This window comes from Parashewanella spongiae (genome assembly GCF_004358345.1).
Lineage (GTDB): Bacteria > Pseudomonadota > Gammaproteobacteria > Enterobacterales > Shewanellaceae > Parashewanella > Parashewanella spongiae.
The window spans coordinates 4,043,594-4,058,862 of record NZ_CP037952.1 but is presented as its reverse complement, the minus strand read 5'-3'; the positions used below and the strand labels follow the sequence as shown (position 1 = coordinate 4,058,862).

General features: G+C 39.9%; 12 protein-coding genes. 6 read left to right on the top strand and 6 right to left on the bottom strand.

Annotation, left to right across the window (positions count from 1 at the left end):
• Positions 1 to 8: 8 nt before the first annotated feature.
• From E2I05_RS16145 to map, 6 genes are all read right to left on the bottom strand, one after another.
• Positions 9 to 1,835, bottom strand: a complete 1,827-nt coding sequence (locus tag E2I05_RS16145; protein WP_121852053.1) for a S8 family serine peptidase — start codon at positions 1,833 to 1,835, stop codon at positions 9 to 11.
• Between the two features lie 250 nt (positions 1,836 to 2,085).
• Positions 2,086 to 3,375 carry an OmpP1/FadL family transporter gene (locus E2I05_RS16140; RefSeq protein WP_121852052.1) on the bottom strand — a complete coding sequence of 430 codons (1,290 nt, stop codon included), beginning with the start codon at positions 3,373 to 3,375 and terminating at the stop codon, positions 2,086 to 2,088.
• 765 nt (positions 3,376 to 4,140) lie between these two features.
• Positions 4,141 to 5,592: a sodium/proline symporter PutP gene (putP, locus tag E2I05_RS16135; RefSeq protein WP_121852051.1), complete on the bottom strand. Its 1,452-nt coding sequence runs from the start codon at positions 5,590 to 5,592 to the stop codon at positions 4,141 to 4,143.
• A 160-nt stretch (positions 5,593 to 5,752) separates the two neighbouring features.
• Positions 5,753 to 6,577 carry a 2,3,4,5-tetrahydropyridine-2,6-dicarboxylate N-succinyltransferase gene (gene dapD / locus E2I05_RS16130; protein WP_121852050.1) on the bottom strand — a complete coding sequence of 275 codons (825 nt, stop codon included), beginning with the start codon at positions 6,575 to 6,577 and terminating at the stop codon, positions 5,753 to 5,755.
• 25 nt (positions 6,578 to 6,602) lie between these two features.
• Positions 6,603 to 9,176, bottom strand: a complete 2,574-nt coding sequence (glnD, locus tag E2I05_RS16125; protein ID WP_121852049.1) for a bifunctional uridylyltransferase/uridylyl-removing protein GlnD — start codon at positions 9,174 to 9,176, stop codon at positions 6,603 to 6,605.
• A 24-nt stretch (positions 9,177 to 9,200) separates the two neighbouring features.
• Positions 9,201 to 10,001 (bottom strand): type I methionyl aminopeptidase, encoded by an 801-nt coding sequence (gene map, locus E2I05_RS16120; RefSeq protein WP_121852048.1) that lies wholly within the window; start codon positions 9,999 to 10,001, stop codon positions 9,201 to 9,203.
• A gap of 323 nt (positions 10,002 to 10,324) precedes the next feature.
• On the opposite strand from map, the gene rpsB reads away from it, so the two are divergent.
• The 6 genes from rpsB (at position 10,325) to E2I05_RS16090 (ending at position 15,269) form a co-directional block, all read left to right on the top strand.
• Complete coding sequence (rpsB, locus tag E2I05_RS16115) at positions 10,325 to 11,053, top strand: 30S ribosomal protein S2 (protein WP_121852047.1); 729 nt, start codon at positions 10,325 to 10,327, stop codon at positions 11,051 to 11,053.
• A 110-nt stretch (positions 11,054 to 11,163) separates the two neighbouring features.
• Positions 11,164 to 12,015 (top strand): translation elongation factor Ts, encoded by an 852-nt coding sequence (gene tsf / locus E2I05_RS16110; protein ID WP_121852046.1) that lies wholly within the window; start codon positions 11,164 to 11,166, stop codon positions 12,013 to 12,015.
• 147 nt (positions 12,016 to 12,162) lie between these two features.
• Positions 12,163 to 12,885: a UMP kinase gene (gene pyrH / locus E2I05_RS16105; RefSeq protein ID WP_121852045.1), complete on the top strand. Its 723-nt coding sequence runs from the start codon at positions 12,163 to 12,165 to the stop codon at positions 12,883 to 12,885.
• Between the two features lie 43 nt (positions 12,886 to 12,928).
• Positions 12,929 to 13,486 (top strand): ribosome recycling factor, encoded by a 558-nt coding sequence (frr, locus tag E2I05_RS16100; RefSeq protein ID WP_121852044.1) that lies wholly within the window; start codon positions 12,929 to 12,931, stop codon positions 13,484 to 13,486.
• Between the two features lie 82 nt (positions 13,487 to 13,568).
• The gene (locus tag E2I05_RS16095) at positions 13,569 to 14,390 is read left to right on the top strand and encodes an undecaprenyl pyrophosphate synthase (protein WP_121852043.1); all 822 of its coding nucleotides are present in this window, start codon (positions 13,569 to 13,571) and stop codon (positions 14,388 to 14,390) included.
• 24 nt (positions 14,391 to 14,414) lie between these two features.
• Positions 14,415 to 15,269 (top strand): phosphatidate cytidylyltransferase, encoded by an 855-nt coding sequence (locus E2I05_RS16090; protein WP_121852042.1) that lies wholly within the window; start codon positions 14,415 to 14,417, stop codon positions 15,267 to 15,269.

Genomic DNA, 15,269 nt, shown 5'->3' with positions numbered 1-15,269 from the left:
ATTTAAGTTTATCCTTTACATGATGCAGTTAGATACTCATCGGCAGCTTCGGCATCAATTAGTCCGTAACCAAACTGGTTATTTCTACCATATTGACCTAAATGCTTTGCGGTTTCATCCAATGCATTCCTTACGTCCTGTGCTGAGCATTCTGTATGGTGGCTCCATAATAAGGTAGCCACACCTGATACGTACGGCGTCGCCATTGAAGTGCCGTTAAAGTATTCATAATCTTTGTTACCTTCGGCAGAAACGGTAGTTTGCTCGCCAATGTGGCTGGCTAACTCTTGACCTGTTTCACGGTCTACAGAAACGGTTACAGAAGATATTTCTTGATTTTTATCGACTAAAAATGGGTTTTGAAGTCCTGACAATTCATCATTACTGTAAACAATAGTAGCGACAGCTCCTGCTTGTTGACAGGCACTGACGGCATGAATTTCAGGGTTTATTTCATCAGTGCTCTTAGCGTTAGGGTTCATGCCCTGATTCTCAAGGCGTTGAACTAAGCAAACTTTTGACGTCATATTTTCACATTGGTAAGAGCCGCTGCTAGTATCACATTCAGCCAACTCTCCAGCGGCAGTATCATTAATGTTGCTGATCATATATTGAATGTTTCCATCAATGTCGACTGGTCCTGATGGAATATAATGCTGCGCAGGAACGACGCCATTGGCAAAATATGAGTGCCCTTCAACAGAGATATCTGCCGTCCTGCCTTGACCAACGGGCACGCTTGAAATAATCGCTTCACCCGGCGCTGATATTTCAACTTGATTATTGCTTTGCGAAAACACTGAGTGTGCGTTACCACTGTCAATCGATGCCACGGACATTACGGAACTGTATGATGCTGGGTATGATTTGCTTGTGTCACCAGAGTTTCCTGCCGCAGCGACAATCAAAATTCCTTGCCGTGAATACTTATTGTATAGCTTTTTTTCTGCACGGCTGGTATCTATCCCACCTAAACTCATGCTGATCACATTAGCGCCTAAATCTGCACAAGTTTCAACGGCTGACATAATGTCAGAATTATATGCTTGACCTTGATCGTTTAAGGCTTTAATAGCGACAATATTAACCTTTCCATGTGGCATCACACCACGTATCCCAAAGTCGTCAGAATGATTGAGTGGTTTCATTGCTGATATAATACCGGCTACGTGTGTCCCATGTGGGTTTCCTGGTGCATCCCAGCTTCCCGTATTTCCCATACTTTCACCGATTACATTGTTATTAGCCAGCGCGGGGTGATTGACATCGTATCCTGTGTCAATGATACAAACCGTTCTATTGGATGCGGATGCATCAGTTAAACTTAGTGCATCAACGGCTTCGTTTCCCCAGCTGATATCGCTAAGCAGTGAGGATTTCATATTCCGATTTATCGATTGTTTTGAAGTATGTTGAGTACTTAATGTGTTGTTCAATGCATAACGAAGGACATCTTCTTCAATAAATTCAATGTTTTTATTTGCCTGTAAATTCCGTACTTCGTTTTCAGACAGTGAAGCAGAATATGAGTTACTGTGTCCAATTCGTGTTGCAGTAGCAACTTTTGCTTCGCGAAATGCTGAGCGCTGAAGTTGTACCTGAGTATTCTGCGCTGAATGACTCATGCTTGGCTGAGTACCAAAATGTGCAGGAGAATATGTCTGATCCTTAAATTGGACTATATATCTTTTTACGGGATGAGCAGAATTATTTGTCGGCGGATTAATATTTGTATTTTGTAAACGATTATTCGCAACAGCATTGTTTGTTCCGAATAAAGCGAACAAAACAGCGACTGCTAACTGTATTGCGTTTTTTTTAAATTTACTAACCATAAAATAACCCCACTACATCTCTTGAGCTGATATGCCATGCTTTTTAAAAAATTGTACAGGTGGCCGAATTTAAACCTATAGCGTCAATTGAGTGTTGTAAATGGTTCTAAATTTTATTTCATGTTTAATTTAAAAATCGAGAATCGATTTTTAAATTTGAAACTTGGGGTAAGGATGCATTTTTTAAATAAAAATGCCGTAAAGGATACGGCATTTAAATCTAAAAAAAAGTGGGTAATTAACCTAATAATTAAAAGTTATAGCTATATTGAACGGAGTAATAAGTTGCACTTGCGTTGGTGTGAGCAATGATATTGACACCACCTAAAATTGCACTATTTTCAATTACCTCTGTATTTTCACCTTTCACATAAGCCAAGCCAAAGTCTATTGTGCTGTTTTTGTCTAAATTAAATCCGATACCTGCAGTATACCAATCACGATCTGAATCAGGGATTGAAATAGAGCTAAGCTCACCAACTACACCATCATCAAATAAATAGCCTGCTCTTAAGGTCCAATCTTGGTTAACACTGTATGTACCACCAATAGAATATAACCATGAATCTTCCCATTTATAGACTTTCAGTGCTGAATCTGGAACTTGTGTTGTGCCTATCTTGTTGCCTTGAAGAGTAATTTTTTCAAAATCACCCCAGCTTGTATACTGAGCGGTATAATGGATAGCAAACTGGTCGGTTAATTGATGGAATCCGCCAATTTGCCAGATATCAGGTAAAGGTACTTCTAACTCATCACTTACTACGGGAAGAAGTGCTGTTTTTTCTTGATTTGGTGTTAAAGTATTTAAGACCCCTTTGACTTTAATATCAGGACTTTCTCGATAACTGATACCAATACGGTTATCTTTATTAAATTCGATTAAAGCACCAACAATACCACCGAACCCCCAACCATCAGCATCAACATCGACTAATGTTGAACTATCGCTAAAAGCTGTTTTTCCTTGGCGAGTTAATAAGCCTTCACCATAAACGGCGTCAATGCCAGCGCCAACACTGAAATGCTTGTTGACTCTCCAAGATAAGCTGCCGTTAAAATTAATTGTGGTGACTTCAGTGTTACCCAATAAATCAACAGGGAGTGTCGCACCTGGATTATCAGTTAAGAACGAACTGGTATCAGTCCCAGTACCGAAATTACTGAAGGCTGCAAAGCCAAAAGAAAAATTGTTGTTATAAGGTTGAATGTAATACAGGTTAGGGATCAATTTGTTGTCAGCCGCATCGTCTATGCTGCCAAATCCTGTTGTAGGTGCCTGTTGGTAGGCTAAATCTTTCACTTCAACATCGGTTTGTGCGTAAGTTAAGCCTATTGACAACGCTTTTTCGTCAAATAGTGCCATAGCGGCTGGATTACGAGATAGTACAGAAGCATTGTCACCAATAGCGGCTTCACCAGAGAAAGCTCGACCAATGCCTGTAGCTGATTGAGAGTTAAGTTGAAATCCTGCCGCCAGTGTTTGGGTACTTGCTAGAGCTAGGGCAACTGCTAAGCTAGTCTTATTGAGTAGGTGCATTGTATTCATCATCCAATTATTTATATTAAATAGACAACATAAGTAAAGACTATATATACCAATTACAGTAATTAAATGCTCAACTCAGAGCTATGTATGTGCTCAAAGTGCAATCGAAATTGATGAAGACATAGTTGTTACCGACATACACAGCTGTCGTTATTACATTGCTACGTCAAGACAATTTTGAGAAGTATTCTTTATAAACCAAAGTGAGCACATACAAGCTCCCGAAGGGCAAGGCTAAAGGGGTCCATTACTGCGTTACAAGCACTTGAATTATCCCGACAAAAGCACGAAGTGCGTTGAACGCCAGTTTTGTATGGCGGCCGTAGGGAATATAGTACTTCGAGCTTGTGCCTTGCACTGAAACCCTTTAGCTCTTGCTGAGTGAGAGATTAATTACTGTAATTAGTATTATTTCTACTTATCTATTTGTACATATAATAATCTCAGCCAAACCACTTAATAAAAGTGGGCTGTAATCGTTATTGTACTGTTTGTTATGATCTTGCACATACTAGGGAGCTGAAGAGGGTGCTGCAAGTCTGACCAGTGTGTAATTTGTTGATTTATTGTTGAATTTATTAGCGTTTATTATTTGGTTATAGAATTAACGACTTTAATAATTAATATTATTGTTTAATATTTATAGAGTTAGCTAAATATAATTTATGTAAAGAATTTGTTAGATATTTAGTTGTGTTTTTAATTAATAAAAGTTAATCAGCATAAGTAAATGAACTTATGCTGATTTTTTATCTTTTATAATTTAGATTTAAACATTTCAAAGCTTGAGGATTCAGCATTTGAAGCAGGTGATATCACACTCACAATAATTCCGGCAATGGTTGCAAACATAAATGCAGGTAATAACTCATATAAATCAAAAATACCACTTGAAAGCTCTTTCCAAACAATAACGGTTATTGCCCCAACGAGTATTGTTGCAACAGCGCCATTTCGACTGTAGTTTCTCCAAAATAATGCAAGCAATACTACTGGGCCAAATGCCGCTCCAAAACCAGCCCAAGCGTAGCTGACTAATGTTAATACATCACTTTTGGGATCCAAAGCGATCACCCCTGCAATGATTGCAATAGTAATAACACTTGCACGTCCAATCAGTAATAACTCTTGAGTTGACGCTTTTGGTCTTATCCAACGTCGATAGAAGTCTTCCGTTATCACGCTTGAGCAGACCAAAAGTTGAGAATCAATGGTACTCATGATTGCCGATAAAATTGCCGCAATCAATAAACCGCCAATCCAAGGGCTGAAGGCTGCCTGAGTCAAGTGGATGAAAACGGTTTCTGCATTGTCTAAAGGCGTAGCCGAAAAATGTACGGCGCCTGCTAGACCAACAGCTAAAGCACCAAATACCGAAACGAGCATCCAGCTCATGCCGATACGACGAGATACCTTTAAATCATTAGGATCACCAATAGCCATAAAGCGGGCAAGGATATGTGGCTGTCCAAAGTAGCCAAGTCCCCATGCGAGGAGAGAGAATAAGCCAATCAACGTGGTTTCATCGTTGATTATCGACAACATACTTGGATCAAGTTGTGACAAGTTTTGTAGGTTTTCTGGAGATGAAAAAATCGCCACAGGAACAATAAGTAGGGCGGCTAACATTAAGCAACCTTGAAAAAAGTCCGTCCAACTTACTGCAAAGTAACCGCCAATGAAAGTGTAAGAAACAATAATGATACTGCCTACCAATAACGCGTAGGCATAATCAAGACCGAATACTTTTTCGAATAAAATTGCGCCGCCAACCATGCCAGAAGATGTATAAAAGGTGAAAAATATTAAAATAGTCACCGCAGAGATAATCTTTAAAATGCCTTTATGATCATTAAATCGTTTTTCGAAAAAATCTGGCAATGTTAAGGCATTATCAGTGAACTGTGTGTAGATACGAAGTCGCTTAGCCACAAAAATCCAATTGAGCCAAGCACCGATGAGTAGGCCTATACCAATCCACACTTCGCTGAGTCCACCGACATAAACGGCACCGGGTAAACCAAGTAACAACCACCCTGACATATCAGAAGCGCCAACGCTAAGAGCAGTCACTCCAGGCCCCATTTTTCGGCCACCTAAGATATAGTCATCTACGCTGTTTGTTGCTTTATAGGCCCAGAAGCCTATCAGTAACATCAAGATTAGATAGCCTGAAAATGTAATTAAAAGAGGGGTGTCGATACTCATGTATTTTCCCTGTGGTAATTTTATTTTTGAAAAATATTACCAGAGTTATGACGTATTAACTATTTTGTGATGTAGATCATTTGATAAGGTGTAAAAAACACCAGCCTAAGAGGGGCTGGTGTTCAATTTTAAAGGGTTATTTTTATGTACACATTGAGTTTTAATCAACAATTCTCAATAGTTCGTTCACACCTACTTTACTACGAGTTTTAGCATCCACTTTTTTTACAATGATCGCCGCGTATAAGTTATAAGTCCCGCATTTCGAAGGTAGCGTGCCTGAAACAACAACCGATCCAGCAGGTACTCGACCGTAATGAATTTCGCCCGTTTCTCTATCAAAAATTCGTGTACTTTGACCAATATAAACGCCCATCGAAATAACACTGCCTTCTTCGACAACGACACCTTCAACGATTTCAGAACGGGCGCCAATAAAGCAGTTGTCTTCAATAATGGTTGGGCCAGCTTGTAATGGTTCTAACACACCGCCGATGCCTACACCGCCAGATAAATGCACATTTTTACCAATTTGGGCACATGAACCAACGGTTGCCCAAGTATCAACCATAGTGCCTTCATCTACATACGCACCTAGGTTGACGTAAGATGGCATTAATACAGTATTTTTACCGATAAATGAGCCTTGACGAACGGTAGCTGGTGGAACAACTCGAACCGCTTCTTTTTTAAATTGTGCTTCATCGTAATTTGCAAATTTTAATGGGACTTTATCGAAATATTTGGTTTCGCTGCCATCAATAACTTGATTGTCAAAAATTCGAAAAGAAAGTAGTACAGCTTTTTTAAGCCACTGATTAATCTGCCATTGACCATCTATTTTTTCTGCTACTCTAGCTTCGCCTGAGTCGAGTAAATTAATGGCGGTATTGATGTCTTGTTTCAGTTCCGAACTCACCGAAGTTGGTGTGATTTGGTTACGCTCCTCAAAAGCAGCTTCAATACGTTGACGTAACGCTTGCATTGGATTACTCCCAGTAAAATTTAGATTAATGTTTTAAATGAGTTAATGTTTTTATCAACGCTTGTTTTAATTCTTCCTTTTGAGATGAACTAAGAGGCTGGCCAGCATTGTTTTTTAGCCTGAAAAAGTCTTCGGCACGTTCCCCAATAGTGGAAATTTTTGCACCGACAATAGTGACATCGCATTGATAAAAAATATCAGCAACTTTAGCCAATAATCCCGGCCTATCTAAGGTGATGAGTTCCATCATCGTTGTTCCATTACGGGTGCTGGGTAAAAATGTCACTTTTGTTTTCACTGTAAAGCTTTTCATTTTACGAGAAATTTTCTTAAATTTCGGTAAATTTGTCGTATTAGTCTTTAATGCTTTTGAGAGTGTGCGCTGTAATGATTGGATACGGGAACTGCTTGAAACCGTCTTACCTGTTCTTTCAAGAATAATAAAAGTATCCAATACGTATTCAATTTTTGAGGTCATGATATTAGCATCATTAATGCTGATATTCTTGTTGTCTAATATCGCCATTACTGTAGCAAATAACTTTGGGCGGTTTTCACAATAAACAAAAACTTCGGTGCCACCACGACTCATGTGCTTAGATATTTGAACTAAAGGCTCATTTGAACCATGTTTTAAAATGGCGCTTGTATGCCAAACAACTTGATTGGGATTGTGACGTAAAAAGTAGTCCGCATTAAAGGTTTGCCATAATTTTTCAATTTCAACTTCAGTTACGCCACGTTTTATAAGCTCACTTTTCGCTTTGGCTTGGTGTTCTCTGACTCTGGCTCGCATGTCTATGGGCTTTTCTTTACCACGAGTCAATACACGTTGAGTTGAAAAGTACAGATCTTTTAAGAGTGAATCTTTCCAGCTATTCCAAATGTTTTCGTTAGTCGCCCTGATATCGGCCACAGTGAGACAATATAAGTAGTTGAGATGATCATTGTCTCGGACCTTGTCAGCGAAATCTACGATAACATCCGGATCTGAAATGTCTCTACGCTGAGCAACGGTTGACATCAATAAATGTTGTTCCACTAACCAGCAAACAATACGACCATCATGATCGTTCAATTCATGAAGTTTACAGAATTCCTCAGCATCTCTTGAACCAAGAATACTATGGTCTCCGCCTCGACCTTTACCTATATCATGAAAAATAGCCGCTAAAACTAATAATCCGCGTTTAGGGAGTTGATTAGCCACTATTGATGCTAAAGGGAATTCGTCTTTAAATTCCGGCTGGAAAAAACGGTCAAGATTTTTTAATAATCGGTGAGTGTGCTCATCAACAGTATATGCATGAAACAAATCAAATTGCATTTGTCCTTCAATTTTACGCCACTCTGGTAAATAGCTGCTCATGATATTGTGTTTATGCATGAGTGATAGCGCTGATATGCCTTTAGGGTGGCGTAATATTTCCATGAATATTTTACGACAAGCAGGCTCTAGCATTAAAGGCTGTGTCAATAAGCGTCTTGCTCTTCGAAGTGTGCGTAATGTTGGTGCAAAAATCCCCGTAATACTTGGATATTTTAATGTGATGGCAAATAATTCGAGCAGTTGCTCTGGCTGGCTGAAGTCGACACCGGGTAAGGCTTCAATAAAGTTTCCCCGACGTTGATAACGTTTATTGATCGGGCGGACTTCTAAGGTTTTACTTTGCTTTAATGTTGCTCTAAAAAAGAGTTGCAGTAGCATTTGATTAAGCTCCATTACTCGACGTATTGTCTGGTAATAGCGTTTCATCATTTGTTCAACAGCAAGCTGAGTGGCATCCTCAAAACCCATAAGATCAGCAACATCACGTTGAAAATCAAACAGTAGACGGTTTTCATCTCGCCCAGCGATGATGTGAAGGGCAAATCTTAGATCCCACAAAAAATTACGACACTGAATGAGCTCAGCCAGCTCAATTTTTTCAAGAAAGCCATGTTCGACCAAATCTTCAAGGTGAGTAACATTAAAGTGGCGCATGGATACCCAAGTAATAGTCTGAATATCTCGAAGCCCGCCGGGGCAGCTCTTTAAGTTGGGCTCAAGATTAAATGCACTGGATTTTTCGTGCCGTTCATCTTGTTCTTGTCGCTTAGCTGTATAAAATTCTTGAGCAGGCCAAAACTTAGGTGAGCAAACTTGTTGCTGAAGTTGAATAAATAGTTTTGTGTCTCCTGCTATTAATCTTGCTTCAAGCAGCGCGGTAGCAATGGTGAGGTCATCTTTTCCGAGTTGAATGCTTTGCTCAAGAGTGCGAACACTATGCCCAATCTCTAGACCAACATCCCATAGATAAGCAATAAATGTCTCTAATAAAATTTGCAGAGTTTTTGATAGTTCACCATCAAATAAAAAGAGTAAATCGACATCAGAATGAGGGTGAAGTGCGCCACGTCCATAACCGCCAACAGCAATCAGTGCTATGGAATGATCAACTATACCGCACTGTTGCCAAGCATTCTGCAACAAAGAGTCAACAGCATCACAACGGCATTGAACAAGTTCTACGATATTATGCTTTCGTTTAAACCTATCTAAAAGGTGTTCATTTTGTGTAATGAGAGCTGCTTTGACTTCCTGTGCAGTGTTATTCATTTCGTCCCTAGCTTTATTGTTAAATTATTTATGATTAATAACGCGCGGCAAGTCTTCTTCAGCACGTAAAGTGAGCACTTCAACGCCTTTTTCTGTTACTAAAAGGGTGTGCTCCCATTGTGCTGAATTTTTTCCGTCTGATGTGCGGACTGTCCATTTATCTTCGGCATCAAGCACGGATGTGTGACGTCCAGCGTTGATCATGGGCTCAATTGTAAAACACATTCCGGGGCGTAATACTGTTTTATCATTATTTTTGTAATGAACGACTTGTGGTGATTCATGAAATCCTTCGCCGATACCGTGCCCACAGTAATCTTGAACGATAGAATACTTCTCTAACCCCGTCTTACTGGCTTTAATGAATTTTTCAATCGTGGTACCGATTTCGCCTAATCGCATACCTGGGCGCACTTTTCGAATTGCAAGGTATAAACTTTCTTGGGCAATACGGCATAAGCGTTTGTTTTTTGGGGTTACATCACCAATGAGGAACATCTTGGATGTATCACCATGGTAGCCATCTAAGATGACAGTAATATCTAAATTGACGATATCACCGTCTTTTAAAGGCGTGTCATTAGGAATACCGTGGCAAATAACATGATTGACAGAAGTACAAATGGACTTCGGAAAACCGTGATAATTAAGAGGGGCTGAAATGGCATTGTGTTCATCAGTAAATTTTGCACAAATATCGTTAAGTTCATTCGTAGTTACACCAGCTTTTACGCTAGGTGCAATCATTTCCAATACTTCGGCCGCTAACTTACCGGCCGCGCGCATTTTTTCAATTTGTTCTGCGGTTTTAATCACAATACTCATGCAATCTCTCTCAAATCTTGTAGTGATGGCGAAATAACCCTAATACCAGTTTATTATTGCATCAATTGCCGTTTTTATGGTATAAAGCGCGCCGTTGTGTTTAACCTTATTTTCTGAAAAATTTAATCGGTAATCCTAAAGGATGCTTAGACTAATTTTATCAGTCAAGGTAGAATATGACCGCCATTATACATGGCATTTAATTTAAATACGAAATCACACACGTATCGTCACGTTTATCGGGGTGCTGAAATTAATCATTTTGGTCGATTAAGCGGGATACGTGGAGGAATAACCCCTCTTTACTTATTAAGGTATTACAAATGAAACAAGTTTCAATGCGCGATATGCTGCAAGCTGGTGTTCACTTCGGTCACCAAACTCGTTACTGGAATCCAAAAATGAAGCCGTTCATCTTTGGTCCACGCAATGGTGTACACATCATTAACCTTGAGCACACTGTGCCAATGTTTAATGAAGCTCTAGCATTCATCAGCAACATTGCTGCTAAAAAAGGTAAAGTCCTTTTTGTTGGTACTAAGCGCGCAGCAAGTGAAGCAATTAAAGAATCTGCAATCGCTTGTGATCAATTCTATGTCGATCACCGTTGGTTAGGTGGCATGTTGACTAACTGGAAAACTGTTCGTCAATCAATCAAGCGATTGAAAGAGCTAGAAACTCAAGCTGTTGATGGTACTTTCGACAAGTTAACTAAGAAAGAAGCGCTAATGCGTACTCGCGAGCTAGACAAGCTTGAGAAATCTCTTGGTGGTATTAAAAACATGGGCGGCCTACCTGACGTATTATTCGTTATTGGTGCTGATCATGAGCATATCGCAATTAAAGAAGCGAACAACCTAGGTATTCCAGTTGTTGCTATTGTTGATACTAACTCAAACCCAGATGGCGTTAGCTACATTGTTCCAGGTAACGATGATGCGATGCGTTCAATCCGTCTTTATACTTCAGCTGTTTCTGAAGCTGCAAAATCTGGACGTGGTCAAGATTTAGCGGTTCAAGCTGAGCAAGACGGTTTCGTAGAAACTGTTTAATAAGGTGAGATGAAATTCATCTTCCTTAAAGAACCAATTTAATTAATTGGTTTCAGGAGCCTAAGGGCTCCTATTTTTTATTAGTCGAATTTTCTAAAGAGGATTTAACAATGGCAATTACTGCTGCCCAAGTTAAAGAATTGCGCGATCGTACTGGCGCAGGCATGATGGATTGTAAGAAAGCACTTACAGAAACCAAAGGTGACATCGAGCTTGCGATCGAAAACATGCGTAAAAGTGGTGCTGCTAAAGCTGCTAAAAAAGCAGGAAACATTGCAGCTGACGGTACTATCATCATCAAAAAAGGTGAAGGTTTTGCTGCACTTGTTGAAGTAAACTGCCAAACAGATTTCGTAGCGAAAGATGGTAACTTCTTAGGTTTTGCAAATGAAGTTGTTGATGCAGCTGTTGCTGAGCGTTTAGATATCGCAGCTCTTAAAGCAAAATTTGAAGACACACGTGTTGCATTGGTTGCTAAAATCGGTGAAAACATGAATATCCGCCGTGTTGAATATATTGAAGGTGCTAACCTTTCGACATATAGCCACGGTGCACGTATCGGTGTTGTTGTTGCTGGTGATGCTGACGAAGAGACGTTGAAGCACCTAGCAATGCACGTTGCTGCTTCTAAGCCTGAATTCGTAAACCCTTCAGACGTTCCTGCTGAACTTGTTGAGAAAGAAAAAGCTGTTCAAGTAGAGATCGCGATGAATGAAGGGAAGCCAGCAGAAATCGCTGAGAAGATGGTTATTGGTCGTATGAAGAAATTTACTGGTGAGATTTCTCTTACTGGTCAAATGTTCATCATGGAACCTAAAAAATCAGTTGGCGATTTCTTGAAAGAGAAAGGCGCTACTGTTTCTTCATTCATTCGTCTAGAAGTAGGTGAAGGGATCGAGAAAAAAGAAGAAGATTTTGCTGCTGAAGTAGCTGCACAAATCGAAGCGTCTAAAAACGCTTAATTTAGTTCATTAAATGAACTTATAAGGCCGTGGCATTTGCTGCGGTCTTGTTATATTCGTCATCGCAAAATATGATATTTCTGGTTTAACATTTGATATGCTTACTAAGCTGTCAAATCTTAAGGTAGACACAACAGGATAATAATTATGAGCACCAACCCAAAACCCGCATTTCGACGTATTTTATTGAAACTCAGTGGTGAAGCCCTAATGGGAGATGAAGGCTTTGGAATTGATCCAAAAGTTCTTGATCGTATGGCTCAAGAGATTAAAGAGCTGGTAGAACTAGGTCTTCAAGTTGGTGTTGTGATAGGTGGCGGTAATTTATTTCGTGGTGAAGGGCTCGCAGAAGCAGGCATGAATCGCGTAGTAGGCGATCATATGGGAATGCTGGCTACCGTCATGAATGGCTTAGCAATGAGAGATGCGCTTCACCGAGCCTATGTTAATGCTCGTGTTATGTCAGCGATTCCTCTTAAGGGCGTTTGTGATGACTACAACTGGGCAGAGGCAATTAGTTTGCTTAAATCAGGCCGAGTCGTTATTTTTTCAGCGGGCACTGGTAACCCATTCTTTACAACCGACTCTGCAGCGTGCCTACGTGGTATTGAAATTGAAGCGGAAGTAGTGTTAAAAGGCACTAAAGTAGATGGTGTGTATTCAGCAGATCCAATGAAAGACCCTGATGCAGTAAAATTTGATGAGCTGACCCACACCGAAGTACTTGATAAAGAACTTAAAGTGATGGATCTTGCTGCCTTCACTTTGGCAAGAGATCATGGTTTATCCATTCAAGTATTTAATATGAATAAACCAGGTGCTCTACGACGTGTTATTATGGGTGAAGCTGAAGGCACACTTATAAAATAAAGTTTTTATTAGATTTATTTGATGACCTGAAAGGACATTTACAGTGATTGAAGAAATTAAAAGTAATGCTGAAGAGCGTATGGCTAAATGTATTGAAGCCGCAAAAGCTCAAATGGCTAAAGTCCGAACTGGACGAGCACACCCAAGCTTATTAAATACGATTCAAGTATCATACTACGGCACAATGACGCCATTGACTCAAGTCGGTAACGTAACAGTAGAAGACTCTCGTACTCTAGCTGTGACATTATTTGATCGTAGCATGACTCAGGCGGTAGAAAAGGCAATTATGTCTTCTGATCTAGGTTTAAATCCTATGTCAGCAGGAGCGACAATTCGCATTCCTCTTCCCGCTTTGACTGAAGAGCGTCGTCGTGACTTAGTTAAAGTGGTTCGTGCAGAAGCTGAAAACAGTCGTATTGCTGTTCGTAACGTACGACGTGATGCCAATTCTGAATTTAAAACTCTAGAAAAAGATAAAGCTTGTTCTGAAGATGATGCACGTCGCGGTGAAGACGATATTCAAAAAATCACAGACTCTTTTATCAAGCAAGTTGATGCCGTATTGGCTATAAAAGAAGCGGAATTGATGGAGGTCTAATCAACTCATCGTAAAGCTAGAGATTAGACGCCGTGTAGGGGTATACTACACGGCGTTTGTTTATTTTTAAGGGTTGTATTTGATGTCGTCTACAAAGGAATTAGGGTCTGAGTCAGCTTTGAAGCATGATGAAGAACAGACGGTCACATTACCTCAGCAAGCTTCTTCCTTGTTGAAGCAATCGATTCCGCAACATGTTGCCATTATCATGGATGGCAATGGACGTTGGGCTGAGTCGAAAGGTCAACCACGTGTTATGGGCCACAAAGCTGGCGTTTCTGCTGTACGTAAAGCCGTGAGCACAGCCAGAGAGCTAGGTGTAAAGTCGTTGACGCTTTTTGCATTCTCTAGCGAAAACTGGGGGCGGCCTGATAAAGAAGTGAGTTTATTGATGGAACTTTTTTTCACAGTTCTGCAACGTGAAATAAAGCTACTTCATAAAAATGGTGTTCAACTCAATATAATTGGCGATAAAACTCGTTTTTCTTCTCGATTACAAAAACAAATAATTAAAGCAGAAGAGAAAACGGCTAATAACACTGGGTTAGTGCTCAATATCGCTGCAAATTATGGTGGTCGTTGGGATATATTACAGGCGACTCAAGTATTGAGTCAGAAAGTTAGTAACGGTGAATTAACCTCAGAGGAACTGACTGAAGATCATATTCGTTCTCATTTAAATATGTCAGATCAACCAGAAGTCGATCTTATGATACGAACTGGTGGTGACTATCGTATTAGTAATTTTATTTTATGGCAGGCGGCGTATGCGGAATTAACCTTTATTGATACTTTATGGCCTGACTTTGATGAGCAAGTTTTTCACGAGGCAATCGCTAATTTTGCTAATCGACAAAGGCGCTTCGGACTCACTGGTAAACAGATAGATGATTTGAATGATTAATCGTGATTTTTTGAGGACTTTTTTTTGCTTAAACAACGTATAATAACAGCACTTTGCTTAATCCCATTAGTTATAGCTGGCATATTCCTTTTGCCAGCGAGCATTTTTTCTTGGGTGCTTGTCGCTATTTTTGCCATTGCTGCCAGCGAGTGGGGACGAATTGTTGCTCTTGATTGTAAAACTACCCAATATTGCTTCAGCATTAGTTTTACTTTTGTATTAGTGACCTTGAATATCATAGTGCCTGCTGATGGAATTTGGTACAGCAGCCAATTGCATCCCTTATATTGGTTGATTATTGTAGTCGGCTGTTGTTGGTGGTTAACTGCCTTTCTGATGGTCGTAGCGTTTCCAAAAAGTAAACCTATAGTCAATAATGCCGTTTTAAAAACCGTTTACGGCCATTTAACTTTATTACCTTGTTTTGCTTCTTTGCTCGCGCTTAAAGCTTTGGGCACAATGAATGCACCCTATATGGGGCCGTTTCTTGTTCTTCTCGTAATGTTGGTGGTTTGGGCCGCAGACAGCGGCGCATATTTTGTTGGTAAATCATTCGGTAAAACTAAGTTAATACCCAATGTTAGCCCAGCTAAAACGGTTGAAGGATTAGTCGGTGGGTTGTTTACAAGCATGTTTATTGTTGCCCTAGTGATGGCGATTTCGCCAGAACAAGAATTAGTATTGATTATTGCTGTTACAGTTTTTGTTGCATTAGTTTCAGCGTTAGGAGATCTGACGGAAAGCATGTTTAAACGAGTCGCTAAGATCAAAGATTCAGGTAACATTTTACCGGGTCACGGTGGCGTACTTGATCGTATTGACAGTTTAACGGCGGCATTTCCGGTATTTACCATGATTTATCTCGCCTTTTGGATGTAA